The 23,892-nt window shown below is 48.4% G+C and carries 25 protein-coding genes, 1 pseudogene and 1 riboswitch; of the genes and pseudogenes, 7 read left to right on the top strand and 19 right to left on the bottom strand.

What is annotated here, in order from left to right; all coding sequences use genetic code 11:
* Window positions 1–12 precede the first annotated feature (12 nt).
* Complete coding sequence (locus tag ACXAD6_RS00245; protein ID WP_474967128.1) at window positions 13–1,017, top strand: DUF3231 family protein; 1,005 nt, start codon at window positions 13–15, stop codon at window positions 1,015–1,017.
* Between the two features lie 32 nt (window positions 1,018–1,049).
* On the opposite strand, the gene ACXAD6_RS00240 is transcribed toward ACXAD6_RS00245, so the two are convergent.
* From ACXAD6_RS00240 to ACXAD6_RS00230, 3 genes are all read right to left on the bottom strand, one after another.
* Window positions 1,050–2,036 carry a sodium:calcium antiporter gene (locus tag ACXAD6_RS00240; protein ID WP_474967127.1) on the bottom strand — a complete coding sequence of 329 codons (987 nt, stop codon included), beginning with the start codon at window positions 2,034–2,036 and terminating at the stop codon, window positions 1,050–1,052.
* A gap of 110 nt (window positions 2,037–2,146) precedes the next feature.
* Window positions 2,147–3,661: a phytoene desaturase family protein gene (locus ACXAD6_RS00235; protein WP_474967126.1), complete on the bottom strand. Its 1,515-nt coding sequence runs from the start codon at window positions 3,659–3,661 to the stop codon at window positions 2,147–2,149.
* A 12-nt stretch (window positions 3,662–3,673) separates the two neighbouring features.
* Window positions 3,674–4,228 carry a methyltransferase family protein gene (locus ACXAD6_RS00230; protein WP_474967125.1) on the bottom strand — a complete coding sequence of 185 codons (555 nt, stop codon included), beginning with the start codon at window positions 4,226–4,228 and terminating at the stop codon, window positions 3,674–3,676.
* A gap of 128 nt (window positions 4,229–4,356) precedes the next feature.
* On the opposite strand from ACXAD6_RS00230, the gene ACXAD6_RS00225 reads away from it, so the two are divergent.
* The gene (locus ACXAD6_RS00225; RefSeq protein WP_474967124.1) at window positions 4,357–4,515 is read left to right on the top strand and encodes a hypothetical protein; all 159 of its coding nucleotides are present in this window, start codon (window positions 4,357–4,359) and stop codon (window positions 4,513–4,515) included.
* Here the strand turns inward: ACXAD6_RS00225 and ACXAD6_RS00220 are convergent.
* The 9 genes from ACXAD6_RS00220 to ACXAD6_RS00180 form a co-directional block, all read right to left on the bottom strand.
* Window positions 4,512–4,739, bottom strand: coding sequence for a hypothetical protein (locus ACXAD6_RS00220; RefSeq protein WP_474967123.1), 228 nt, complete (start codon window positions 4,737–4,739; stop codon window positions 4,512–4,514). The two genes, ACXAD6_RS00225 and ACXAD6_RS00220, sit on opposite strands and share 4 nt — an antisense overlap.
* A gap of 192 nt (window positions 4,740–4,931) precedes the next feature.
* Window positions 4,932–6,173, bottom strand: coding sequence for a dicarboxylate/amino acid:cation symporter (locus tag ACXAD6_RS00215; RefSeq protein ID WP_474967122.1), 1,242 nt, complete (start codon window positions 6,171–6,173; stop codon window positions 4,932–4,934).
* A gap of 443 nt (window positions 6,174–6,616) precedes the next feature.
* Window positions 6,617–8,305, bottom strand: a complete 1,689-nt coding sequence (gene acsA / locus ACXAD6_RS00210; RefSeq protein WP_474967121.1) for an acetate--CoA ligase — start codon at window positions 8,303–8,305, stop codon at window positions 6,617–6,619.
* A 12-nt stretch (window positions 8,306–8,317) separates the two neighbouring features.
* On the bottom strand, window positions 8,318–9,031 hold the full coding sequence (locus ACXAD6_RS00205) for an ABC transporter ATP-binding protein (protein ID WP_474967120.1): 714 nt from the start codon (window positions 9,029–9,031) through the stop codon (window positions 8,318–8,320).
* Between the two features lie 18 nt (window positions 9,032–9,049).
* Complete coding sequence (locus ACXAD6_RS00200; protein WP_474967119.1) at window positions 9,050–9,886, bottom strand: ABC transporter permease; 837 nt, start codon at window positions 9,884–9,886, stop codon at window positions 9,050–9,052.
* Between the two features lie 12 nt (window positions 9,887–9,898).
* A complete protein-coding gene (locus ACXAD6_RS00195; protein WP_474967118.1) occupies window positions 9,899–10,882 on the bottom strand; it encodes an aliphatic sulfonate ABC transporter substrate-binding protein in 984 nt (327 codons plus the stop codon).
* Between the two features lie 20 nt (window positions 10,883–10,902).
* Entirely contained in the window at window positions 10,903–12,681 is a 1,779-nt protein-coding gene (locus tag ACXAD6_RS00190) for a PLP-dependent aspartate aminotransferase family protein (protein ID WP_474967117.1), read from the bottom strand.
* A 133-nt stretch (window positions 12,682–12,814) separates the two neighbouring features.
* A riboswitch (SAM riboswitch) is annotated at window positions 12,815–12,923 on the bottom strand.
* A 76-nt stretch (window positions 12,924–12,999) separates the two neighbouring features.
* On the bottom strand, window positions 13,000–14,145 hold the full coding sequence (locus tag ACXAD6_RS00185; RefSeq protein ID WP_474967116.1) for a trans-sulfuration enzyme family protein: 1,146 nt from the start codon (window positions 14,143–14,145) through the stop codon (window positions 13,000–13,002).
* 58 nt (window positions 14,146–14,203) lie between these two features.
* Window positions 14,204–14,803, bottom strand: a complete 600-nt coding sequence (locus ACXAD6_RS00180; RefSeq protein WP_474967115.1) for an NUDIX hydrolase — start codon at window positions 14,801–14,803, stop codon at window positions 14,204–14,206.
* Between the two features lie 110 nt (window positions 14,804–14,913).
* Here ACXAD6_RS00180 and ACXAD6_RS00175 point away from each other — a divergent pair, with 110 nt between their 5' ends.
* Window positions 14,914–15,096, top strand: a complete 183-nt coding sequence (locus tag ACXAD6_RS00175; protein WP_474967114.1) for a hypothetical protein — start codon at window positions 14,914–14,916, stop codon at window positions 15,094–15,096.
* A gap of 103 nt (window positions 15,097–15,199) precedes the next feature.
* Window positions 15,200–16,645 (top strand): hypothetical protein, encoded by a 1,446-nt coding sequence (locus ACXAD6_RS00170; RefSeq protein ID WP_474967113.1) that lies wholly within the window; start codon window positions 15,200–15,202, stop codon window positions 16,643–16,645.
* Between the two features lie 249 nt (window positions 16,646–16,894).
* Here ACXAD6_RS00170 and ACXAD6_RS00165 read toward each other — a convergent pair whose 3' ends face one another.
* Window positions 16,895–17,659, bottom strand: a complete 765-nt coding sequence (locus tag ACXAD6_RS00165) for an alpha/beta fold hydrolase (protein WP_474967112.1) — start codon at window positions 17,657–17,659, stop codon at window positions 16,895–16,897.
* A gap of 170 nt (window positions 17,660–17,829) precedes the next feature.
* On the opposite strand from ACXAD6_RS00165, the gene ACXAD6_RS00160 reads away from it, so the two are divergent.
* Window positions 17,830–18,411: an SCO family protein gene (locus ACXAD6_RS00160; RefSeq protein WP_474967111.1), complete on the top strand. Its 582-nt coding sequence runs from the start codon at window positions 17,830–17,832 to the stop codon at window positions 18,409–18,411.
* Window positions 18,412–18,624: 213 nt separating this feature from the next.
* Here ACXAD6_RS00160 and ACXAD6_RS00155 read toward each other — a convergent pair.
* Together ACXAD6_RS00155 and ACXAD6_RS00150 are read right to left on the bottom strand one after the other, a co-directional pair.
* Window positions 18,625–18,789 (bottom strand): annotated as a pseudogene (locus ACXAD6_RS00155) (IS5/IS1182 family transposase); the annotation flags it as partial.
* 348 nt (window positions 18,790–19,137) lie between these two features.
* Window positions 19,138–20,040 (bottom strand): DUF1002 domain-containing protein, encoded by a 903-nt coding sequence (locus ACXAD6_RS00150; RefSeq protein WP_474967110.1) that lies wholly within the window; start codon window positions 20,038–20,040, stop codon window positions 19,138–19,140.
* 159 nt (window positions 20,041–20,199) lie between these two features.
* Between ACXAD6_RS00150 and ACXAD6_RS00145 the strand changes: the two genes are divergently transcribed.
* Window positions 20,200–20,607, top strand: coding sequence for a DoxX family protein (locus tag ACXAD6_RS00145; protein WP_035532877.1), 408 nt, complete (start codon window positions 20,200–20,202; stop codon window positions 20,605–20,607).
* A gap of 17 nt (window positions 20,608–20,624) precedes the next feature.
* Entirely contained in the window at window positions 20,625–21,149 is a 525-nt protein-coding gene (locus tag ACXAD6_RS00140) for a type 1 glutamine amidotransferase domain-containing protein (protein WP_474967109.1), read from the top strand.
* Between the two features lie 38 nt (window positions 21,150–21,187).
* Here ACXAD6_RS00140 and ACXAD6_RS00135 read toward each other — a convergent pair whose 3' ends face one another.
* The 4 genes from ACXAD6_RS00135 to ytvA all read right to left on the bottom strand — a co-directional run bounded on the left by ACXAD6_RS00135 (window position 21,188) and on the right by ytvA (window position 23,833).
* On the bottom strand, window positions 21,188–21,859 hold the full coding sequence (locus tag ACXAD6_RS00135) for an acyl-CoA dehydrogenase (RefSeq protein ID WP_474967108.1): 672 nt from the start codon (window positions 21,857–21,859) through the stop codon (window positions 21,188–21,190).
* Window positions 21,787–22,335 (bottom strand): acyl-CoA dehydrogenase family protein, encoded by a 549-nt coding sequence (locus ACXAD6_RS00130; protein WP_474967107.1) that lies wholly within the window; start codon window positions 22,333–22,335, stop codon window positions 21,787–21,789. The genes ACXAD6_RS00135 and ACXAD6_RS00130 overlap by 73 nt, the downstream gene beginning before the upstream one ends.
* Window positions 22,336–22,508: 173 nt before the next feature.
* Complete coding sequence (locus ACXAD6_RS00125) at window positions 22,509–22,808, bottom strand: putative quinol monooxygenase (RefSeq protein WP_474967106.1); 300 nt, start codon at window positions 22,806–22,808, stop codon at window positions 22,509–22,511.
* Between the two features lie 215 nt (window positions 22,809–23,023).
* Window positions 23,024–23,833 (bottom strand): YtvA family blue-light photoreceptor, encoded by an 810-nt coding sequence (gene ytvA, locus ACXAD6_RS00120; protein WP_474967105.1) that lies wholly within the window; start codon window positions 23,831–23,833, stop codon window positions 23,024–23,026.
* Window positions 23,834–23,892: the final 59 nt, after the last annotated feature.

The following is a 23,892-nucleotide window of genomic DNA, read 5'->3' as shown; positions in this document are numbered from 1 at the left end:
AAGGTGTGTCATATGAGCCAGGATGGACGTATTGTTCCATTAACTTCAGGCGAAATCGGAGTGCTATGGTCCGGGTATCTAGGAGAAACAATGATCAACTGCGTGATGGACAGCTTCCTCCAAAACGTCAAAGACAGAGATGCCCATAGACTTCTGGAACTCAATGCCTCTTTAGTAAAGAAGCGGATCAAGCACTATCGGCAGATTTTCGATCAGGAAGGCATGAAAACGCCGGAGGGCTTCGGTGAACAGGATGTGTTTCTCGATGCTCCACGAATGTTTTCGGATAAGTTTTATATTTTCTATCTAAAAGAAATGAGCCGCTCATCGATTCTGAATTATTCCAACGCGATGTTCGCCTCTCACCGCCGTGATATCCGGATGTTTTTCCTTAAGAGTCTACAGGAATATGCCGACATTTTTAATGCAGCCATCGAAGCTCTCCTTGAAAAGGGGATTGTCATCCGCACTCCGGCCATTCCTATACCTACCGAAGTCAAAATGGTGGAGGACCGGTCGTTTCTGGGCCACATCAAAGGGTCACAGCGGGCGATTTCTGCTTTGGAAATCAAAGAATTGTACATCAACCTTGATACGAATATGCTTGGGAAGTCATTGATGATCGCCTTCAGTCAATCCGCTGATTCCGATGAATTGCGAAAGTATATGGTGAAGGGACGAAAAACCGCCCATAAGCATATCCATTTTTTCATCAATCAATTGATGGCGGAAGACCTGCCCGCTCCCCAGCTGTGGGACCCTGAAGTGACGGAATCTGATGTTCCTTTGTTTTCTGACAAACTGATGTTTTACCACGCTGGACTTGCTGCATCGAACGGAATGGCCAACTATGGAACGGCCCTGGCTCAAACAGCACGCAAAGATCTGTCTCTGGCCACCGCCCGGCTCCTTTTGGAAAGCGCCCGCTTTTCCGCAGAAGGTTTTCATATCGGAATTAAAAAAGGCTGGATCGAGCAGCCTCCGCTTGCTCCGGACCGCCCACGCCTATCTGAATAAAAAAAGCAGGAGGAAAGCTCCCCCCTGCTTTATTATTTGATCTGAAAAACGAGATACGTCGTCACAAAATAACTGATGATGATTAAAACGGAAGGAAGCATGTAGCTCCAAGGCTGCACCTTTTTCCTGGTAATGCTGTAAATAATCAGCAGGATAAATAAAATCGAAGCCGCTCCTGTAAAAAGGTTCGCAGGAGAGGACTGCTGAAGCAGATTCCCTTTGATGTAAATCAAATCGGTAATCGCCAGGATCATCAAATTGAAGGCGTTACTGCCCAGGAGCGAACTGATGCCGAGGTTGAAATTCCTCAGCTTCAAAGCCGTTCCTACACTGACGGCATCAGGAAGCGATGTACTGATCGCTACTAGGAAGGCTCCGATAAACGAAGCTCCGATACCAGTAATTACAGATATCCGTTCGGCTGTAATCGTCAGCACACTCCCTATCACCATAATCAACAAAGCATACATAATAAACCTGAACAATACCTGCTTGTACGTAAAGTCCTTATACCGCTCATTCTGCTTCTTAACTTTCCTCCCTTGATAGGACGTCCGGTTATTGATGAATTTAGACCCGATGAAATACAGCATAATGACAGCGATGGATGTATAACTGATATGGAATATATGCGTCGGCAGCGTCAGACTCAATCCAGCTATGACGATGATCGTCATATAAATAACCAGCCAGCCGTACATCTTGCTTTCCGCCGTGGCATGGGTAAGGATTTGGTACCTTCGATAAACGATGTCAAAAATAGCCAGACCCATAATATTAAACAAGTTACTCCCAATTAAATTACCAACAGCCAGATCAGGACTGTCAATGATGATTGCCGTAACACTTGATGTCAACTCCGGCAGGGATATGGCGATTCCGATGATCGCTCCCATAAATGCAGAGGACGCTTTCGTTTTTTCTTTTACCGCATCTCCATATATCGATAATCGGGAAGCCACAAAAAAGGTGCTGACCCCTGATAATATAAAGAGCGCAAAAATGATCCAGCTGCTCATATAATCACTCCAGACTCAATTCTCGCAACTCCTACCCCATACCCCCGGTAAACCGTGTATAAACGAAAAGACCAGCGCTTTTTGCTGGTCTTTTCTGGATATAGACGTATTCAGGATTGAGGTACGGCTTCATTTTCATACTCTTTAATCAAATCAGCGGTCAGCTGGCCGGAAAGTGTCACCATAGGGACACCGCCTCCCGGGTGGGTGGACCCGCCGACAAAGTACAAGCCTTCAAACACCTGACTCTTGGAAGGAATTTTAAATCCACCGTTGGATTTCTTATCCGCTGCAATGCCATAAATAGAACCGCCGTTCGGACCATAGAGAGCTTCCAAGTCTTCCGGGGTGAACCGGTATTCAAACTCGATGGAATCACGCAGTCCTTCAATTCCCATACGTTCCAGCTTATCCAGAACTACTTCCCTGTAGGCGTCCCAGTCCACAGGTTTCTGTTTTTTACCTGTCATCGGCGGCACGTGGGTCAGGACAAACAAGTTGTCCTTGCCTTCCGGCGCCTGGGTTTCGTCCGAACGAGCAGAAATACCGATGTAGATGGTCGGGTCGTCCGCAGGCTTTCCTTCTTCAAAAATCTGCTTGAATTCTTTTTCAGGATCTTCAGAGAACAGGAAGTTATGGTGCTTCAAGTGATCGAACTTGCGGTCTGTACCAAGAAGCAGAACAAGACCGGAAACCGTCGGATCGAACTTCTTCTCCAGAGATTTCGTTTCCTTCTTCACTTTGGAAGTCTTCGGTGCCAGCTTTCTGTAAGCTGGAATCGCTTCGAGGTTGGAAACGACAATATCAGCCTCGTGCAGCGTGCCATCTTCCGTTTCCACACCTGTCACGCGGTCATTTTCGACAACAAGGCGCTGCACAGGTGTATTCAGATGAACATCGACGCGGAGTTCGTCCATCAACCGGCCCATCCCCTCCGCAATCTTATACATGCCGCCTTTGACATAATGAATGCCAAGACCCAGCTGGACGTAAACGAGCTGATTCAAGATGGCAGGGGCTGAATATGGGTTGGATCCCACATACATGACGAAATAGTTGAAAAGCTGCTCTAAATAAGGATTGTTGAATTGTTTATGCGTGGACTTCGCAACCGTACTGAGCGGATCCATCTGCATCAATTCGTTCAGCTTATGATGTTTCTTCAAGTCTTTCAAGTCCTGGATGCTGTACTTATAAAAGCTCTTCATGCACAATTCATACATATCCTGGCTGTAGGAAAGGAAATCCGTCAGCTTTCGGTTCGGACGGTTCGTCACTTTGGACATTTCCTCCAACATATTCGGAAGGTCACTCGTTACATCCACCTGTGTACCGTCTTCAAAGAAGGTGCGCCACTGCGGCTCCACCCGCTCCACTGTAATATAGTCTTCCAGACGTCGGTGAACACTGGCGAAGAGCTGCTCCAGCACCCACGGCATCGTCAATATGGATGGTCCTGTATCAAACGTAAAGCCTTTTCCCTCGCGGCGGTTCAACTTTCCGCCGATGTTGCTGTTCTTTTCAATGACCTTTACATTATATCCATCTGCGGACAACCGGATTGCAGCGGACATCCCGCCCAGTCCTGCACCTACAACAATCGCTGTTTTCTTATTCAAACCCATCCACCTCCAAAATTAATAAACAAAAGGAATGAAGCGGTACCTTTTTCCACACCATTCCCTGTACATCTCGCCGTGTTCTTTCGTCAACATCGCTTCTTCGAGCCGGATTCTATGTAGTAAAGCGATCGTTATCAGTATGCCAAATAGAACAGCGGGATAGACATTGCCGGTTCCGAGACAAAAGCCGACAACAATGAAAAACAACCCTGTATACAAAGGATGACGCAGCAGCCGATAAGGTCCTGAACTCACGAGTCTGTCCCCTTTCCGTACCGCCACATTCCTTGTAAACTGCTCCTTCAAATGGAGAATCCCCCAATACCGGAGAGCCGTCCCTGAAGCATACAAGATCAGTCCTGTCCACCATACCCATTGGGCAGTGGTGATTCCCACCGCGCCTTCTCTTAATACAAGAGAAGAACCGACGGTCAGGACAACAATAATAAAAATCAGCGGAAAGGAGCGGCGTTCCTGGTCACCACCGTCAGATCTGTCGTTTCGGAAAATAAAAAACTCCGCAATCCAGAAAACGGTCACCACCATAAAAAGCAGTTCAAAGACAGACAAAGCAGCCCCTCCTTTCCACATGCATAGCTGCTACTAAACTCCTTTTTCCCCTGTTCCTTCATCCGTAAACAGGTCTTGCCCATCCCAAAGAAGGGCTTTAGTATATAAAGAAAGAAAGGAGCATCAAGATGGAAGCATTTTATTGGATCTTCATCCTCTCCGCTGTAACCGCTACTTTTTTCGTGATTTTCAAAAAGTTATCAAGAGGAACCTACTGGACAGTCGCAATTCTCGCCCTCCTCTATCTGGTCGTCCTTTCCTACAGCCTGCTTAACGGCCCTCGTTAACGCCGGTCTTCTCTGCGCTGTTTATTGATAGCCTCCCTGATGTGATAGAGCTCTGCATACATAGCCGTTACATAAACGAGCAGAATACTCAGAAACATGGAAAGGATAAAGGATGTTCCACCGAGATCGAACCCGAGAACAGCGGAAAAACCGACAACTGCCCCGATAATCACCCCGATGGCGGTTAAGTAGATAATTTTTTGAAATGTTACAGAATAAAACATGGGAACACTCACCTCTTCCTACTTTTATATCTATCTTCTACTATACCCCTGCAGGACTTTCCTTACACGTCGAGACGTGGATGATCCCCAGCGCTCCCTCCTTCCATTTGAAACAGAATGAAGCCCGGCACAGCAGACTTTTAGAAAATAAAAAAAGTGCAACCAAAAGGTTGCACTTTTTCAGTGTTCCGTTTATGCTTGCATACGTTGTGTTTCCTCATCCAATCCACCGTGCTTTTTCTCGGATTCAGCGACAACAACTGCACACGCAGCATCTCCAGTAATGTTAAGAGCTGTTCTTGTCATATCAAGAAGACGGTCAATACCGATAATCAACGCAATACCTTCGACCGGCAGGGATACCTGATTCAGTACCATGGCAAGCATGATCAGACCGACACCCGGCACTCCGGCCGTACCGATACTCGCAAGTACGGCAGTTAACACGACCATAATTAATGAAGTGAAAGATAAATCAGATCCATAAACCTGGGCGATGAAAATCGTCGCCACACCCTGCATAATTGCTGTCCCGTCCATGTTGATGGTGGCCCCGAGAGGCTGAACGAAACTACTGACAGGTTTAGGGACATTTAAGTTTTCCTGCGCCGTTTTCATAGAGATCGGCAGCGTGGAACTTGAACTGGATGTACTGAATCCAACCGTCATAGCAGGGAAAAACCCTTTGAAGAACGTAATTGGATTCATCTTACCCAGGAAGGATACAGCAGAACCGTACGTGACAATGGCGTGGATGAACAGCCCGAGAAGGACGACAAACATATACATACCCATCGCACGCATACCGTCAATGCCCATTGTTCCGATAGCGGAAGCAAGAAGACCAAAAGCACCATACGGCGCAAAACGCATAATCAGATTAACGAGGAACATCATAATTTCGTTCCCCTGCTCCACCAGTTTATAGATCCCTTCTGTTTTCTTGCCGAGCATAGCAAGAGCAAAACCGATAAAGATCGCAAAGGCAATGATTTGCAGCATATTTCCATCCGTCATAGACTGGATCGGGTTGGTCGGAATAATGTTCGTAAAGGTTTCTACAACACCAGGTGCCTCCTGGGCTTCATACTCCGCATTAGCCGTACTGATATTAATATCGCCCGGCTGGAAGAGGTAGGCAAGCCCGATCGCAATGGAAATGGCGATCGTTGTTGTAGCTAGAAAGAAGCCGATGGTTTTCCCGCCGATTCTCCCCAGTTTCTTCGGATCACCCAGGGAAGCCGTTCCCAAAGTGATGGAGAAGAAGACAATCGGGACGACGAGCATCTTAATAAGATTTAAGAAGACGGTCCCCAATGGACTGAAAATATAAGCATCCAAAGATGTAAATAGATCGGGTGCAGCTAAATGGAGACCCAGACCTACCGCAGCACCAAGGATTAAACCAATAAAAATCTTGGTTGTTAACTTCATGACGTAACCTCCTGAAAACAGATATGATAGCGCTTTCTTATTATTTCCTTCAAGCGTGATTTCTTAAAAAAAGTGAAAAAAACAGTCTTGAACCATTAAAAAAAGACGTACGCAGTGGGGCGTTTGTACCTCTTTGGGTGTGAGTGTGTAGGCGTAGTTTCGGACATTAACTTTTGGCTGCAACCATGTGGATGGATCGTGCTTTATAGATTATAGCACAGAATGACTAAATTTTGAATAGAATTTGCTGGCAGTTTTTTATGCATCCGCATAATGGAAAGATTGCTGCGATTCACCGGCCGGAAGAACCGCTGTAGGACAGTCTTTACAGGATTATGAGAAATTTTAGAATATATTACAATTTTATAAAAATATAAAAGGCGTTGTATATTATATACAATCCATGCATAAAAAAACAGCCGCCTCTCAAGCGGCCGTTCTTATTAAAGAACCCCTTCGCTTTCCCACTTCTTAAGTTCTCTCCGCAGAACCTTACCACTAATCTGTGTTTTAGGAAGCTCTTCTATAAATGCTATTTCCCTTGGCGCAGCGTGTGCCGCGAGCCCACTCTTCACGAAGCTCCGGATTTCTTGCGCTAACTCTTCCGTTCCTTCATACTTCTCATTTAAAACGATATAGGCTTTGACGATTTCTCCGCGTACATCATCCGGTTTTCCGATGACTCCGGACTCTTTCACAGCAGGATGCTCCATCAGCTTGCTTTCAATTTCAAAAGGTCCGATTCTCTCTCCAGAAGAGTTGATCATATCATCACTCCGGCCCTGGAAGAAAATATAGCCTTCTTCATCCATATACGCAAGGTCACCAGCGAGATACCAGTCTCCTCCGAACGGGAAATACGTCTGATATTTTTCGGGGTTTTTCCAAACTTCCTTCATCATGGACGGCCAGGATGCCTGTATGGCAAGATGGCCTGTTTTATTGGAGGGAAGCTCATTTCCATCATCATCCAGCACCGCTGCCTTTATTCCCGGTATCGGCCGGCCCATGGATCCAGGTTTGATGGTTCTCGTCGGCAGATTGGCTACAAGCTGGGCGCCTGTTTCCGTCATCCACCAAGTATCGTGGATTCTCAGGCTCCACGTTTCGTAAGCCCAGTGAATAACTTCCGGGTTCAACGGCTCTCCGACACTCAGGACATGTCGTAGTTTAGATAAGTCATAGTCTTTATGCAGACGTTCCGGCTGGGATTTCAGCATACGGAAAGCGGTCGGTGCGCTGTACCAGACGGTTACACCCGCGCGTTCCAGCACCTCATACCACGCTTCAGCAGAAAAGCGCCCTCCGTGAATGACTGTGGTCACCCCGTTCAAAAGAGGAGCAAACACGCCGTATACCGTACCTGTCACCCAGCCAGGGTGGGCGGTACACCAATAAATATCCGATTCATGGAGGTCCAGTACCCAGCGTCCTGTCTGGTACTGCTGGATCATATTACGGTGGGCATGGATGATGCCTTTCGGCTTCCCGGTAGAGCCGCTTGTGTAATGAATGTTTAAACCGTCTTCCAGATCGACCCATACCGTTTCGAGCTCCGGATCTTCCTTTTCCGCTTCTTTTGTAATGGAAATGTAGTCCCCGCCCTGCCTGTCGGTAACAAAAATATTTTTCAGGCTTGGGATGTCCTCCCGAAGGACACGATCCAGAAAAGAGTGGTCGGTTATTAAATATTCCCCTTCACAATCGTTGATCCTATCCTTTACAGCTTCTTCCATAAAGGCTTCAAACAATGGCCCGACGACAGCTCCCAGCTTGATGGCGGCCAGCATGGCAATATGACAGGAAGGATGCTTTGGGAGGAAAACAAAAACAAAGTCTCCCTTCTTCACCCCATGCCTCTGAAGCACACGCGCCCATCGGTTCACTTCACGCTGAAGCTCGGCATACGTATAGGTGATTTCTTCTTCATCCGACAAATAATGCAGCGCGGTTTTGTTCCCTCTGCCTTCCGCCACGTGCCGGTCGACACACTCATAGGCCATATTCACCTTCCCGGTCTCGTGCCAGGTAAAGTTGGAATGAATATCCTTCCAATGAAATGGAGCGCCTTCCCTCCATTCCCGTCCGACTTGGTAGTCTCCCTTCTCCGGAGGGATTGTCGCGTTTGTCATAGATGTACCTCCTTATCGTTTCGTAAAGTCCAGTTCCTTGAGAATCTGCTCTTTCAATTCACCTAGAACGGCATCGCCACGCTTTCTCGGCTTCGGCCTCTGGATGAACAGTTCCGACTCGATCTGTCCCGGCTGCCCTCTCATGATGACAATGCGGTCACACAGATATAGAGCTTCATCAATATCGTGAGTCACAAGGAGTGTTGTCGTATGGTGTTTCTCCCATATAGAAAGCAGAAGGTCCTGCAGCTGCATTTTCGTAAAAGCATCCAGGGCACTGAAGGGTTCATCAAGGAGAAGGATGTCCGGCTGGCTGAGCAGCGACCTTGCGATAGCAGCCCGCTGTGCCATACCACCGGATAAGTCCTTTGGATAATGATGCTCAAACCCCTTTAATCCTACAGTTTCTATCAGTTCCAAGGCGGGCTCCTTTTTGGACGGCCTGGAAAAACCGAACGTGACGTTGTCAAGGACATCCAGCCACGGCATCAGACGCGGTTCTTGAAACATCATCCCAAAGGCACTCTCACGGTTTTCAGACTTTGTCTGGATGCTCCCTTCGTACTCCTGATCCAGACCGGAAAGAACACGAAGAAGCGTACTCTTCCCACATCCACTCGTGCCGAGCACTCCGACAACTTCTCCTCTTTTTACCTGTAAATCTATATTTTCAAATCCTGTCGTTCCGGATTGGAACGTTCGTGACACTTGATTGACTGCCAGCACATGGATCGTTCCTTTCTGTCAGGCATTTTCTAAATTATCCTGCCACTTCAATGCTCTCGTCTGTATTCTCTTCAATATCTCATCCGTAACCTTGCCGAAAACAGCAAAGAGCAGGATGCTTCCTATAACAAGGGCAGGGGCAGACGTATTCTGACCGTACACCATCAAATAACCAAGTCCCTGGCTGGCACCCAGCAGCTCAGCGGCCACTACGAACATCCAGCCGAGGCTGAGACCGCTCCTGAGACCAACGATGAAAGATGGAAGCGCGGCAGGAAGAATGATTTTTTTAATCTGCTGCAGACTCGTAAAGTGATAGATACGCCCGACTTCGATCAGTTTACGATCGACTCCCTGAATGCCTGACGTTAAATTTAAATACACAGGGAAAAATACCCCTACAGCAACAAGCGTAATTTTCGACGCTTCACCGATGCCGATCCAAAGGACGAACAAAGGCACCCAGGCAAGCGATGGGATCGCTCTAAGGGCCTGGAGCATCGGATCAAGCAGCTGACGGGCGATCCGGCTGTACCCTGTAGCCGCTCCCAGTACAACAGCCGCGGCCAGACCAGCAAGAAATCCTGCAAAAACACGATAGAGGGTGATGCTGATGTGCCCCCACAATTCCCCTTCCTGTGCCATGCCGGTCATTTCTTCAACGACAGCTGTTGGAGAAGGAAGCAGGTAAGGAGCCACCCATCCCGCCCGGGAAGCTGTTTCCCACAGAATAAGGATGAGCACCGGGAGGACCAGCCCTAACAACGCCCCTCCCCACTTCCTTTTAGGAGCCGGTTTGATTTTCGTTCGCTGCACAGCTGGTGATGAAACAGCAGCTTCTGTACGACTGGACATCGTTGGACCTCCTTATTCACTCACTTCTTCTGCAAATTCCGGCCGGACAAGATCTTCCGTCAACTGATCAATATCCACATCCGGTTTGATCACTTCTTCTTCCTGAAGGACCGTGCCGGCTCCTTGAATCGTTTCTTTTAAAGCAGCTCCCGGAACAGGATCTGACAGGTCGTTGCGATCCAGGCTTTTCTTCGCTACCTCAAGATCGAGGTTGGCTTCCTCGGCCAGAATTTCAGCGGCTTCATCCGGGTGTTCTATCGTCCACTCCCGCGCTTTTTCGTAGGCTTTAATCACATCTTTGACGACGTCAGGATGGTCATCCGCAAACGCAGAGCGGACGTTCAACGTTCCGTACGTATTGAATTCAGGCTTACGGTAAAACAACTCTGCCCCTGCTTCCAGTTCATTACGTGCCATGTGGGGATCAAGCCCTGCCCATGCATCGACATTGCCGGAGTTCAAGGCAGAAGCCCCTTCGGGATGCTGCAGATTGACAAGCTCAATATCATCCACACTCAGTCCATGGTCCTTTAAAGCACGAACAAGAAAAATATAAGGGTCGGTTCCAAGCGTGGCGGCGACTTTCTTCCCTTTTAAATCCTCTACAGTAGATATGCCAGAATCCGGATTCGTGACTAAAGCCGTCCATTCCGGCTTGGAATAGAGATAGACGGATTCTACAGGAGCATTATTCGCTTTAGCCATCAACGCGGCTGCTCCGGCTGTAGAACCAAAATCAACGCTGCTTGAATTCAAAAACTCAAGCGCCTTGTTGCTTCCCTGGCTGAGCACCCATTCCACTTCGATGCCCTGTTCTTCAAACGCTTCCTCGGCCCATCCCTTTTCTTTCAAGACCAGACTGGTTGGAGAGTAGTAGGCATAATCAAGGGTTACCTTATCCGGCTGATCCTCCTGACCTTCGGCATTACTTGAACAACCGGCAAGCCCGATGGCGGCCGCTGCACTGAGGACAGCTATGACTTTTTTCCAATTCATCTTTTTACCCCTTCCCCTACTTAAATTTCGCATGCGTACGTATCTATGCTTCCGCGCAGCCGCTGTGCTTCTTTGTAGGTACAACGGTTATGGACAACTTCCAGACCTGCTTCACTGGCGATTTCCGCTGCTTTTGGAGAAATGACCCCTTCCTGGAGCCAGAACACACCAGGCTGGATGTCCGCTGCTTCCCGGGCAATCTCAATGGCGGCCTCAGGGCTGCGGAACACCTGGACGACGTCGATGCTGAATGGGATCGATCTCAAATCCGGGTAAGCTTTCTCGCCAAGCACCTCCTCCTCCCGAGGGTTCACCGGGACGATCTGATACCCGAGCCGCTGCATTTTTCTTGCGAGTCGGTGACTCGGACGGGAAGGCTTTCCACTGAGACCGACGACAGCCAGGCGTTTCGGACGTGTTTCTCCTCCTTCTGTAATCTTCGCAGAGCTGAGCGCCCACTTGATGACTCCTTCATCATTCTCTGTGATTGCCCGCTTTCCGGAATCATTGCCTGTTGCCTTGGCAATGGCCCGATCCAGGTCATTGATTAAATCCTTGCTGGATTCGAGTCCGATGGAAAGACGAATCAGCTCTTCCGTCACTCCGGTCGCCGCAAGCTCTTCAACAGAAAGCTGCTGGTGGGTCGTGGACGCCGGGTGGATGATCAGAGATTTCGCATCGCCGACATTGGCGACATGGGACCACAACGAGATGTTGTTGATCACCTGACTCCCAGCTTCTCTGCCTCCTTTGATTCCAAATACGACAATGGAACCATAGCCGCCCTCTAAATATTGATTGGCCAGTTCATGGGCCGGATGGTTTTTCAAGCCGGGGTAGGAAACCCACTCCACATCGGGGTGTTCCGCCAAGTATTCAGCCACTTCCCGGGCATTATCTGAATGACGTTCCACCCGCAGATGTAGCGTTTCAAGTCCCTGGAGCAGAAGGAAAGCGTTCTGCGGACTGAGGCAGGAGCCAAAGTCACGAAGCAGCTGGACCCTGAGTTTTGTAATGTAGGCGAGCGTGCCGAAATCGGCTGTATAAACGATCCCGTTGTAGCTCGGATCCGGCTCTGTGAAAACAGGGAACTTTCCATTGCCCCAGTCAAACTGCCCGCCGTCGACAACGACGCCGCCGATAGCTGTTCCATGGCCACCAATCCATTTCGTGGCCGAATGGACGACAATGTCAGCTCCGTGTTCAATCGGACGGCACGTGTAAGGTGTGGCAAACGTGTTATCTACAATCAGCGGGATTTTATTTTCGTGGGCAATAGCGGACACTTTCTCAAAATCAAGCACGTGAAGACTCGGGTTGCCGATGGTCTCAGCGAATACAGCCTTCGTATTCTCATTGATGGCCTGTCTGAAATTGTCCGGATCGACCGGGTCAACAAAATGAACATTAATGCCATACCGCGGTAAAGTGTTGGCGAATAAATTATAAGTTCCGCCGTATAAATTGGATGCTGCCACGACTTCATCTCCTGCACCAGCTACATTCAAAATGGCCAGGGCAATGGCGGACATGCCTGAAGCCGTCGCTACCGAGGCTACTCCGCCTTCCAGAAGAGCCATGCGTTTTTCGAATACGTCCACCGTCGGATTTCCGAGCCGGGAGTAAATATTCCCCGGTTCATCGAGGGCAAAAAGGCTCTGGGCGTGATCGGTATCATGAAACACATAGGATGTGGTCTGGTAAATCGGAACGGCCCTTGAACCGGTCGTAGGATCTGGTGACTGTCCACCGTGCAGAGAAATGGTATCAATATCGTAGCCTTCAAAAGAGTTGGTCATTGTATGTCCTCCTAAAGTTTATTATTCTCATCATTTTAATCAGTTTTAAAAAGAAAGTGGTCCTTACAGCGTCTATATCCATGCAAAAAGCCCTCTTCCATATAAGAAGAGGGCTGAACGTACTGTTATCCTCCTCTTATCTACCAGATCCATGATCTGTAGGACTTGGCACCTTTTCAAACCGATGTTTGAAGGTTGCCGGGCTTCACAGGGCCTATTCCCTCAGCCGCTCTTAATAAGAGTACTAGTTATTTAATTTTGATTATGATGTGAATTATAGCTGACCATCTGCATCAATGTCAATAACATTCTGAATTTTTATTTTATTGAAGCGTCAATGGTTCTTTTCAGCTGATGAATGATATCTTCATCGCTCTCAATTCCTATGGATAAGCGGATGACGTAATCGTTCACTCCGATTTTTTCACGTTCTGTTTCTGACAGAGCCCTGTGTGACGTACGGACAGGGTAGGACACAGTTGTCTGGACACCAGCGAGTGTCGGTGCAATTTTGATCCATCCAAGAGATTTGAAAAAGGCTTCCACATCCACGCTCTCATTGAGCTCGATGGTAACAATCGCTCCATGACCACGTTCAGATACGTATTCAGGATAAAACACCTTTTTAACCCCACTATGCTCCCGAAGTGCCTCTGCAACACTTTTTGCATTCGCAGACTGTTGTTTCATCCGGAGTGCAAGGGTTTTGGCCCCTCTCTGGGTCAACCAAGCTTCAAACGGACTTAAATTTGCTCCAAGAGTCACGATTTTCTGGGCTGCTTTGGAAATCAATGCTTCCGAACCGGCAAGGACGCCGCACGTGACATCACTATGACCGCCTATGTATTTCGTTGCACTGTGCACAACAAGGTCCACTCCATACTGATAGGGCTGGACAAGATAGGGGGTGGCGAATGTATTATCCACCATCGTCTTTATGCCGTGTTTTTGAGCGAGACTGCTCAGACCTTTCAAGTCTTCCACGCGTAGGAACGGGTTGGAAATCGATTCCGTATAAAGCAGATGGGTATGAGGCTGGATGGATTTCTCCACCTCGTCCAAATTGTTAAAGGATACCATGGTGACGTCGATTCCGAAGGATGGCAGTTCTTTAGTCAGGAGTTTGTGCGTACCTCCATACACATCTTCTGCGGCTACAATATGGCCTCCGGGTTCAACAGCCGCCAGAATGCCTGCAAGGATGGCTGACATTCCTGAGGAGGAAGCGACTCCAGATGGAGCACCTTCGAGCTCAGCAACCGTTCCCGCAAGTTCATCGGTATTCGGATTTTTTTCTCTTGTATATAAGTATGGACTTTCCCCTTCATAGTAACTTTCCAGATGGTCCAGGTCCTTGAAGGTAAAGGCGGATGTCTGATAAATCGGTGTCGTCTTGCTGTTATGCACCTGTGATTGATCCTGTTTATGGTGGACAATTTTTGTTTCAAAGCTTGGGTGTGTCATTCGTCGACTCCTTTCTGATCACTTAATCAAAAATTATATCGATGGAGAGGTGTTATTGTCAAAGTTTTTCGACATATTCAGACAAAGCCTTCAGCAACTGGCTTTGATAGGCAGGGGTATGAGGAACAAATGATTCCGCCTTCATAGTTTCTGATTCCCCGGTGCAAATCGAAACACCTGCAGCCACTTCCCTCTCTCCCGTCATTAAGAAGGATAACTGATCCAGAGGGATGGCAAGAACGTCAGCCACTTCAACTCCCACCGGCATATCCCCGCCAGGCCAATGATAGAAAAACAACCGGCAGATTTCCCGGTCCACCTTGTCTTTCCCAATCAATTCCTCCTTCACATATCCTGCCGGTGTTAAAGCAGAACGTTCCAGTGACAGCCCCAATTCTTCCTGAATTTCGCGCAGTCCCCCTTTCATCAATCCCTCTCCTGCTTCGATGTGTCCGGCGGCCGTTATATCATATAAGCCGGGATAATCTTCTTTATCAAAGGCCCTTTTCTGCATCAGCACATGCCACTTTGTATCGACTTTCTTTACAAACCAGCAGTGAAACGTTTCGTGCCAGTCTCCATCTCTGTGAACCTCCCCGCGGACCTTGACACCCGTTTTTTCTTCCTTTTCATTAAAAATATCCAGCATTTCCTCCATCTCTTAAGCCCCTCTCCCTATATACGGATCTTTCTGTGATTACGATCTATGATATCCAGAAGTTTAATTTAACAGCAAGGAGGAAATCTTAAACAAAAGGAGGTGGAACGATGAGCGAAAAGAAAACACGCCGCGCCCGTGTCGAACGATCGAATGAGGCGGCAGAAGCTTTTAACCGGTCAGCAAAATTCAATCAGGCTTTCTCCCACGAACCCCCGCAAGCCTTACAGGAAGATCATAACCATTCGGAAGGAGACTCCCTGCTCCACCATTACTCCGATGACGAAAAATGACCTGCGTTTATCCGCGGGTTATTTTTATGACCTCTCAAAAATATAGAAAATTCTGTTAGTATAGAAGGGAGCGTGACAAGCATGATGAAAGGGTGAATTCACCATGGGGGAAAACATAGGAAAATGGAAGTGGCTCATCATTGGCGCTGTCCTGACCCTTTTTGCAGGAGGTACATACATTTATACAGGTTCTCAAGACTCCTCCAAATTGGTTCACGAAGAAGACGGTTCCTTACATAGAAAAGCCAAGCCTGTCGATATGGAAGACGTTCCTGGCAGCTGGAAGGAAATCGAGTCAGAGGAGCGTCTTCACGAGTTTTTTGAAGAGCGCATTCCGGGCCTGGCCCTTGCACGGGAAGAAGGGCTGACCACAACAACCGAAGCTTCGGCTTCGCTGCCGGGACGCGACGGCAGGGCTCAGATTTACGAAGTGTGGCATGGGGAACAATTCATCCACTTCTTGTACCGTATTGATTTATCTGCCCTCGTTTCTGAGACGGAGGAAACGGAGGGGATCGGGAATATGCCGTCGCTGCATTCCATCCATATGAAAGCGACAGAGGATAACGGTGCCCAGACATTGGACCTCAGGCAGGATGGGGTTGGTAACCAGGAAGCTGTGATCTACGAAAACCGCCTGTATGGAGCAGTCTCCACCCCTCCGGTCAATGACCCTTGGGAACTAAATGATTTTGAGACGAAGGTTGAAGAGGTTAACCGGACGGTTCCCACATCCCTGACCTTTCAAATGGACGGCGAGACCTATGAAACAGAAGCCGCACCTGTTTCTTATGTATACAATGAGGAAGCGAATATCTTGAAAACATTCACCACCACCGGGACCTACGAAAAAGATGGTCTTGTCATTGAACCCGAAGAAGTCCAAGTCCGAGCATCCTATGGAAAAGTGAGAATGGCCATTGAAGATGAAGATGATGTGTTCAATCATACGATGAATTCCTACTTTAAGATGGACACAGGCGAGAAGATCCCGGTATTTCTCGGTTATGATCAGGAAGAGAACGCCGGCACTTATGAAGGGCGGTTTCAACCATTAGGAGAGATTCCTGAAGAGCTTACGCTTGTTGTAGAAGATATCCACCTTAAGGAAGATGCCTCTTATTCGTTTACTGTAGATATAGACCATATGGACTTGAACGCGTCTACTTCTAAACGGATCAGCGAAAAAATCGGAGAAGCGCGCCAAACGGATATTTACCTGGACAGCGTGGAAACAACAAGTGACCAGCACATGAGCTTGGAATTGAGCTACAGCCCGCACGACTACCACCAAAACGAAAAGCTGGTCGGAGAATCCTTTCATCCCCTTCCTGCATCAGAACAAGGACAAGAAGAACCTTCTTCTTTCGTTTCTGTTCTGGGAGATAACGGCCAGGAAGTCCAGGCCGATTATGCAGGTACCGATGGGATGGCCACGATATCTTTCCCGACCAACAACTTTCAGGAAGCCTCGACGCTCACTATTACCGTCAACCAGATGGTGTATGGAAAAGAAGTCGACACGACATTTGATTTGAAACCCCAATAAGAAAGCAGAGGCACAGCTTTACAGGAACTCTGAACCTTCTCTTTGCGCACTAACGTCCATAAGAAGAAAGTACTTTGTTCCCATGATTGAGATGATGAAAGAGGTGACGTAGAGCTTATCGGTGGTGACGCCTGCGGCAGGCACCCACCGATAAGCGGAACGTGACCACCTACACGCTGTAGGAGCATGACCCCGGGATGAAAAAAGTATCTTTCCAGCAAGCTGAAAGCAGAGGCACAGCCTCTGCTTTTATAATGCGTCTATGAATTGAGATGCGGCTTCATTGAAACGGTCATAGTGAGTCGCAGGTGTCTGATGATAGGCGTCCTCGATGACGACCATCTTCGCCTGCGGACACGCCTGATAAAAATGACTGTGTTCACTGATCCAGAACTCCTTGCTCCCATAAACCAGAAGCAGCGGCTGCCTTAAGTTCTCCAGCCGGTGGCTGCAGTCATAATGAAGTGCCCGGTCATAAAAGGCATGCCATGCTTCCGGATCCGACTTCGCCATATGTTCATTCAGCTCCCGCTTCAGTTTTTCATCCCTGAAATGAGAATGACTTAACAGCTTAGCGAGGGTTTCAGGGCTCTTCTCCACCCAGTACATCCCCCCGTGGAACTCAAAACGGAGCCCGCCGGTTTCAACTTTTGGAAATCCTCCTGCAAGAATGACTGCTCTGGCTCGTTCAGGGTAGGTCAAAGCCGTCTCCTGAGCCACCATCCCTCCGCATGAATAGCCGGCGATGACAGCAGATTCCAGCTGGAGATGATCCAGCAGACTGATCACTTCCCTTGCATACCAGGTAATGTCAGGGGAGTGTGTTACCACATCAGAATCTCCGTTCCCACTCAAATCCGGTAGAAGGATGCGGTACTTTGCTGCCAGCTCGTGCTGCATTTTAAACACCATCCGTCCCATTCCCGGCGGATGGATGAAAACGACCGGCTGCCCTTCCCCTGAATCCTCATAAAACAATGCTTTTCCGGAATGGCTGTCCGTATAATAAGGCATACCCTGTCACTCCCTGATCGAATATCATGGACCCTTAGGATTCCCTGGACTGAAAGGGTTATACAAGCAGGTATATTTGTCCAATTTAAGAACAGTCCCTCAGCCGATTGACACGTTGTTTAAGGCGGTCGTAAACTAGAAGAGACTTTATAACCTGGAAGGAGAAACCTATGAAGCGCTTGTTACTCTTAGGCGGATTGCTCAGCCTCGCCCTTATACTAGCGGCCTGTGGATCCAGCGAACTGGAAGATACCTTGGACTGGGAGATCCAATCATTCGAAGGGACCACCCAGAATGGGGAATCTTTTTCCACTGATGAACTGGAAGGCGAAGTATGGCTGGCGGACTTCATTTTCACCAACTGCAACACGGTCTGCCCGCCTATGACAAGAAACATGGTGAAAGTGAAAGAAATGTTGAAAGAAGAAGGCGTGGATGTACATAGTGTCTCATTCAGTGTAGACCCGACCGTCGACACACCAGACAAGCTGAAGGAGTTCGGAAGCAAATACGGCATGGATGAATCCAACTGGACATTTTTGACGGAATATACACAGGAAGAGATTCAAGACTTTGCACGGGAAAGCTTCAAAGCCTCTGTTTTAAAAACGGAGGGCAATGACCAGGTCACCCACGGCACATCCTTTTACTTAGTAGGAGAAGACGGGAAAGTCCTGAAAAAATATAGAGGGGACACCGACGTTCCTTTCGAACAGATTGTCGAAGATACGAAAACCGCCGTGGATTCATAAACAAGAAGCCGCTCTCCTCATAGAGAGCGGCTTCAGCTTGTAGAGAAACCTCTGTTTCTTTACAAGCTTTTTTTGTTTCTTACCGCCAGGAGCGAAAGCCCCTTCCCTTTCCGCGGACGAGCGCCCGAGCTTCCTCGCAAAACCCACGCTCGGTGATCTCGGACCACTCGTTCTTCCGCAGGAGTGGAAGGGGCACCGCTCCTTGGAAGTTCTTTAAAATTGAAAAAGACTCTCCTCCACCCCGCTCACCCTTGCAGGATGGAGGACAATCTTTTTCATATTCCGGCAGGCAGCCGTCATCAGCGCCTGTTCTTTCCCTTTTTCTTTTCCACGCAAGCGGCCATAGCGCAGCTCGTGCCGTTCTTTTGAATCCGCGAACCTGCTTCGTGCACAATCTCTCTCCTCTATATTCTACCGTCGATGAGGAGCGTTCGGTGGTGATGCCTGCAGGAACAGCACGGTCCGAAGATCCACTTGGGCAGGCGGCCTTCCTGACCAAGTCAGCTGAGGGCGTGCCCGCGGCATTCATCCACCAATAAGCGGAATGTGACCCTTTACACGACTAATGGACAACTCTAACTGGTTAACACAGTCTTTTTCTACAGCCAAAAGCCGCTCTCCTTATAGGGAGAGCGGCTTTTCTTTCGGCAGGCGTCCTTCCTGACCAAGTCAGTTGAATACCTGCCCACGGCAGACATCCACCGATATAAAAGCCGGAGAACCGGCTTAATTGAACAAGGAGCTTATGAAGTTTTTCAAAGACTGGAAGAAGCTTTGAACGGCATTACGGAAGCTGTTCCAGAACCCATCATCATTGATGATATCCTGGATGCTGCCTGTCAGATCATCCAGTTGGTTTTTCACTTGATCGAAATTGATATTCAAATTTCTCATTTGATCAAACAAATCCGTCAATCGCTGGCGGTCTTCTTCACTGAGTTCGATGTTCAGCGTCTGCAGCTGCTCCTGAACAATCTGCTCGACCTCTTCCTTCGTTGCTGGATCCTGCTCAGCGATGGCTTTCTTGATTTCCGTCAGCAGTTCGCTGACTTTATCCTGGTCGATCCCTTCTTCTTCTGCAATATCTGTCGCAATATCCAGTTCATCGCTCGCGACTTTCATACGGCTCTCATCCAGTTTCACCCCTTTGGCATCATACGCTTTGTAGATCCCGGTAAGAGCGGAATGTCCACTCACTTTCACAGAGGAAGCCACCAGCACTTCAGCGTTTTCGACGCCGGCAGTAAGGAGAGCATTCGTATACATTTCTTTAGTCACCTGTGTTATGTTATCTGGTGTAACGATTTCAATGGACAGTCCTTCTCCGTTGTCTTTATGAAGAATTTTCACAGAAGAATACATATTCGAATTTGGATTACCACCGATGTACTCATTCAGATCCTGTCCGTTGACCGAAAACTCGTCGACCTGTTCATGCTGGTCCACCTTGAGTAAGTCCGCCACCTCAGATTTCTGCGCTTCTGAAAGGGCTTCACCGTAGACAACAATCGGCAGTCCCAGCTTTTCATTGATGCCCTGGTCTCCTGTAGAGGCGTAACTTTCCAGAGGCACCGCCCAAACAGAAAAGAGAAGCAGAGCCATCATCCAGATACTTGTCAGTTTTTTCATAACGTCGACCCCTTAATCGTGGTTGATTCCTTCTCATACAACGAGGCGGAATCACCTTACTAGTATACCCGCATTCTCAAACGGGTCTTTTACATAGACGTCCGGGAGGGAAAAAAGGTTTCAAAAGCACTGATATTTTTAAAGGAGCGTGACCATGACATGATACGAAAAATCGGCCTTTATATTTTTGCTGCCGCTTTGTTCTACGCAGGAATCACTCATTTCATCTACGACCACGGATTTGCCAGGATGCTTCCGCAATGGGTGCCGCTGAAGCTTGAAATTGTTTACATGTCCGGCATCACCGAATGGCTGCTGTCGCTGCTCTTGGTTTTCCCGCAGACGAGAAAAGCCGCCGGCCTCGCTACAGCCGTCTTCTTGATTGCTGTGCTCCCTGCCAATATCTACGCAGCCATCTATTCTATACCGGCTCCATGGTCGGAGGAAGCAAGTCCGGCTGCTCTCTGGATCCGCCCGCTTTTCCAGCCTGTGCTCATCTGGTGGGTACTGGCCTGTTCGCAGGATTCGAAACCAGCGCAGCGGTTTGATAAAATGAAGAGGAATTAAATCGGAGGAGGTAGTCTATGCGTTTAGCAGATAAGAAAATCATCGCTCTTGTGAGCAAGGATTTTGAAGACTTGGAATTATGGTACCCGCTTCTCCGTCTGCAGGAGGAAGGAGCTGAGGTTCATCTTGTCGGTGAAAAAGCCGGCGAGGAGTACCCAGGGAAATACGGTGTTCCTGCCGTATCTGATTTCGCTTTTGATGAAATCGATCCTTCTGACTATGACGGAATTCTCGTCCCCGGCGGCTGGTCTCCAGACAAGCTCCGCAGATATGACAAAGTTCTCGATATGGTCCGGCATATGAATGAACATGAAAAGCCGATCGGTCAGATCTGCCACGCCGGCTGGGTACTGATTTCTGCAGGTATTCTGGAAGGACGAACGGTAACCAGTACACCAGGTATTAAAGATGACATGACAAATGCAGGAGCCACCTGGGTGGACGAAGCGGTCGTCCAGGACGCCCACATCGTGTCCGCAAGACGTCCGCCGGATCTTCCCCCTTATGCGAAAGCTTTCGCCGACCTGCTCGCTGAACAATAAGAGAAAAATCCCAAAGCGGCGAACCGCTTTGGGATTTTTTATTGATCATCGGAAATGGCGTGCTTGGCAAGCATGGACACAACCGCATCATCCATCGGCGGATTATGCAGCCCGGCACGTACATCACGGTAGTATTTCTCAAACGGATAAGTCTTTGACAGTCCGCGGCCGCCTGCAATCCGCATGGCAAGATCCACCACTTCATTCGCTGTGTTGGTAACCGCAAGCTTCACAGCGCCCAAGTCAGGACCCATATGTTTCCTCTTTTCCGGTTCTTCATCCCATTTACGTGCCACACTGTAAAGGTAGGCATGCGCCTGCATCAGCTTCCATTCCATTTCCCCGATTTTATCCTGGATGTGAGGGACTTCTGCGATCGGTTGATCGAGACTGTTCGGCTGAAATTCCTTCGCAAAAGCCACGGCATCATTGCGTGCAGCGACAGCAATGCCTAAGTAACACGCAGGGATATGAAGCAGCCATCCTTTTGGAGACGGCTTTCCCTCCTGCTTTAATTCGACGAGGTCCTCTTCGTCAAACTCCACATCGTTCATAACCAAATCATGACTGGCCGTCCCTCTCATTCCGAGGGTATCCCACGTCTGTTCCACCGAAAGTCCGGGCTGGTGGCGGTCGATCATAAACCATCCGACACTGTCTTTATCTTCCACATAGGCGGATACAATATAATAATCCAGATGCTCAGCCATTGACGTGAAAGACTTTCGTCCGCTGAGGACATAGCGGTCGTCTCAGGGATTCCTCCGCGGGTCGGGCTCCCGGTTGCCGGTTCTGTAGCTGCACGGTTGACGACTTTCTGGCTGGAGACGACTTCCTGGACGAGTCTGTTGTAGGAAGCGGGTTCCCATAACTTCTCCTGCGATAGTTCCATCATTGTGCCCATATGCCAACCGATGGACAAAGCGACGGAACCATCACCTTCTGCAATTTTTTCCTGAAGCAGCAGCAGCTCATACAGGGAAAGGCCTTCTCCGCCGTCTTGAGGGGGGAGAGCGAGGGATGGGTACCCCACTTCCTTCATGACCTGCAGCGTTTGCGGAGAAAAGGCTGCGTGCTGATCGGTTTCCTGGATGTGTTTTTTTGCTTCATCCGCAATCGCTCCGGCTTTTTGAAAAAGACGTTCCTGACGTTCGTTTTTAATCCACGTTTCAATCATACCTGTCATTCCTATCCACTCCCGGTTCGTAATCTATAATTAAATCATACCTGACAACTCGGAATGAAGCCAACGCGGTGCTTCTTTTGATTCTCTTTTCAACATACCCTGCCTCTTCATAAATCATTCCCGTCTCCTCTTTGTATGTAAAAAACCCGGCTGCCTTCAGCCGGGTTCCTGTTTTATCCTTGTTTTACTTCTTCACCTTCGTATATCTTAATAGAAAGAGGAGCAGCTAGAAATTCAGAAGCTTTTCCGACAAACGCCTGGAAATGCTCACTTTGATTATGCTTCTCTACGGCTTCCCCGTTCTGCCACACTTCCACCATTTTGTAGGTGTATGCTTTGTCCATATCCTTGACCAGATCATAAGAGACATTTCCCTCTTCCTCTCTGGATGCCTGGATCAGTGGACGGATTTCCTCCAGAAAGCCATGTTCCTTATCAGGAGCCACTTCAAATACAGCATGAATAATATACATACCATCTTCCCTCTCTTCGTATCGCATTTGTGAATTCGTACTCCAATAGAGTCACCCGGAATCGTGCTCTTTATCAGCAGACATCCAGGTACCTCGAGCCGGATTCTCCTCTACATCGTAATGGATAAACCGCCGGGCAGGAAGTGATTCGCTCACCAAGCGCTCTTCCTCCACCTAAAAAAGCACCGTCTGAATGCATCAGATCGGTGCTTTGATCATTTCCTTCTGGGAATTTGTTTCAACGCCTGTTTTACAGAGGCATACGTCTGCAGCGAAAGTTCACTGAAGTCCGCGTATGGAGCACTTTGAATCGCAAAGGTCGGCTTAATGCCCGTAATGACCAGCGTCGTCCCCATCAAGTCCAACAGCTGATTCATTTGATAAATCCCCATATGTACCGCTTCATTGTAGGAATGAACCGCTGACATATCCATGATAAGATAATCTTCCTTTGTTTCTTTAACGTGATGACTGACCGCTTCCAACATCTGCTGCAGCCGTTCATCATCCACTGTTCCAACAAGTGGCAGTACAGAAATGTTGTCTTCCACAGGTACAATCGGCGTGGAAAGCCGCTTCACTTCAGAAAGGTAATGGCCAATCAATTCCTCCTGCTCCCTGCGCTGGGTCACGTCTTTCTGAACCCCTACAAAATAAGTCTGATCCATCTGCGAGATATAGACCGGGAAGATTTGCAGCTCATTCCAGAACGGTGTCCCGTCCTTCCGGTAGTTCTTAATCTCCAGCAGAACCGGCTCTTTGCTCTTCAATCCTTCTCTGATGCGTTCAACCTGACTTTCGCTCGTGTCTTCCCCTTGAAGAAAACGGCAGTTGCGTCCGAGAATTTCCTCAGCTTTATAACCAGTCAGTTCCTCAAATCCTTTATTACAGTAAATCATCGGATTATCTTCCTGCTCCGGATCTGAAATTACGACACCTGCACCCACGCGGTCGATCGCAGCTTTTATGAATTCATTTTGTTGAATTTCTTCTAATCTAGCAAACGAAAGTTCATTCACGGTCATCCAGCTCCCTTTAAAATGGAATGAATACTATTATAATAAAATGAATGACAAACCCCTTG

This window comes from Halobacillus sp. ABH2_015, from assembly GCF_056158945.1.
The sequence above is the reverse complement of the archived record's forward strand: the minus strand, read 5'-3'. Positions and strand labels throughout refer to the sequence as shown.

What these genes read in the sequence shown, in the direction of transcription:
- ACXAD6_RS00160 (WP_474967111.1), top strand. Translation starts at nt 17,830, where the DNA reads ATGAAGCGCTTGTTACTCTTAGGCGGATTGCTCAGCCTCGCCCTTATA.
- ACXAD6_RS00125 (WP_474967106.1), bottom strand. Translation starts at nt 22,808, where the DNA reads ATGTATATTATTCATGCTGTATTTGAAGTGGCTCCTGATAAGGAACAT.
- ACXAD6_RS00225 (WP_474967124.1), top strand. Translation starts at nt 4,357, where the DNA reads ATGGAAGCATTTTATTGGATCTTCATCCTCTCCGCTGTAACCGCTACT.
- ACXAD6_RS00185 (WP_474967116.1), bottom strand. Translation starts at nt 14,145, where the DNA reads ATGACACACCCAAGCTTTGAAACAAAAATTGTCCACCATAAACAGGAT.
- ACXAD6_RS00200 (WP_474967119.1), bottom strand. Translation starts at nt 9,886, where the DNA reads ATGTCCAGTCGTACAGAAGCTGCTGTTTCATCACCAGCTGTGCAGCGA.
- ACXAD6_RS00140 (WP_474967109.1), top strand. Translation starts at nt 20,625, where the DNA reads ATGCGTTTAGCAGATAAGAAAATCATCGCTCTTGTGAGCAAGGATTTT.
- ACXAD6_RS00245 (WP_474967128.1), top strand. Translation starts at nt 13, where the DNA reads ATGAGCCAGGATGGACGTATTGTTCCATTAACTTCAGGCGAAATCGGA.
- ACXAD6_RS00150 (WP_474967110.1), bottom strand. Translation starts at nt 20,040, where the DNA reads ATGAAAAAACTGACAAGTATCTGGATGATGGCTCTGCTTCTCTTTTCT.
- ACXAD6_RS00145 (WP_035532877.1), top strand. Translation starts at nt 20,200, where the DNA reads ATGATACGAAAAATCGGCCTTTATATTTTTGCTGCCGCTTTGTTCTAC.
- acsA (WP_474967121.1), bottom strand. Translation starts at nt 8,305, where the DNA reads ATGACAAACGCGACAATCCCTCCGGAGAAGGGAGACTACCAAGTCGGA.
- ACXAD6_RS00130 (WP_474967107.1), bottom strand. Translation starts at nt 22,335, where the DNA reads ATGACAGGTATGATTGAAACGTGGATTAAAAACGAACGTCAGGAACGT.
- ACXAD6_RS00190 (WP_474967117.1), bottom strand. Translation starts at nt 12,681, where the DNA reads ATGACCAACTCTTTTGAAGGCTACGATATTGATACCATTTCTCTGCAC.
- ACXAD6_RS00165 (WP_474967112.1), bottom strand. Translation starts at nt 17,659, where the DNA reads ATGCCTTATTATACGGACAGCCATTCCGGAAAAGCATTGTTTTATGAG.
- ACXAD6_RS00135 (WP_474967108.1), bottom strand. Translation starts at nt 21,859, where the DNA reads ATGGCTGAGCATCTGGATTATTATATTGTATCCGCCTATGTGGAAGAT.
- ACXAD6_RS00215 (WP_474967122.1), bottom strand. Translation starts at nt 6,173, where the DNA reads ATGAAGTTAACAACCAAGATTTTTATTGGTTTAATCCTTGGTGCTGCG.
- ACXAD6_RS00175 (WP_474967114.1), top strand. Translation starts at nt 14,914, where the DNA reads ATGAGCGAAAAGAAAACACGCCGCGCCCGTGTCGAACGATCGAATGAG.
- ACXAD6_RS00180 (WP_474967115.1), bottom strand. Translation starts at nt 14,803, where the DNA reads ATGGAGGAAATGCTGGATATTTTTAATGAAAAGGAAGAAAAAACGGGT.
- ACXAD6_RS00220 (WP_474967123.1), bottom strand. Translation starts at nt 4,739, where the DNA reads ATGTTTTATTCTGTAACATTTCAAAAAATTATCTACTTAACCGCCATC.
- ACXAD6_RS00235 (WP_474967126.1), bottom strand. Translation starts at nt 3,661, where the DNA reads ATGGGTTTGAATAAGAAAACAGCGATTGTTGTAGGTGCAGGACTGGGC.
- ytvA (WP_474967105.1), bottom strand. Translation starts at nt 23,833, where the DNA reads ATGACCGTGAATGAACTTTCGTTTGCTAGATTAGAAGAAATTCAACAA.
- ACXAD6_RS00240 (WP_474967127.1), bottom strand. Translation starts at nt 2,036, where the DNA reads ATGAGCAGCTGGATCATTTTTGCGCTCTTTATATTATCAGGGGTCAGC.
- ACXAD6_RS00170 (WP_474967113.1), top strand. Translation starts at nt 15,200, where the DNA reads ATGGGGGAAAACATAGGAAAATGGAAGTGGCTCATCATTGGCGCTGTC.
- ACXAD6_RS00195 (WP_474967118.1), bottom strand. Translation starts at nt 10,882, where the DNA reads ATGAATTGGAAAAAAGTCATAGCTGTCCTCAGTGCAGCGGCCGCCATC.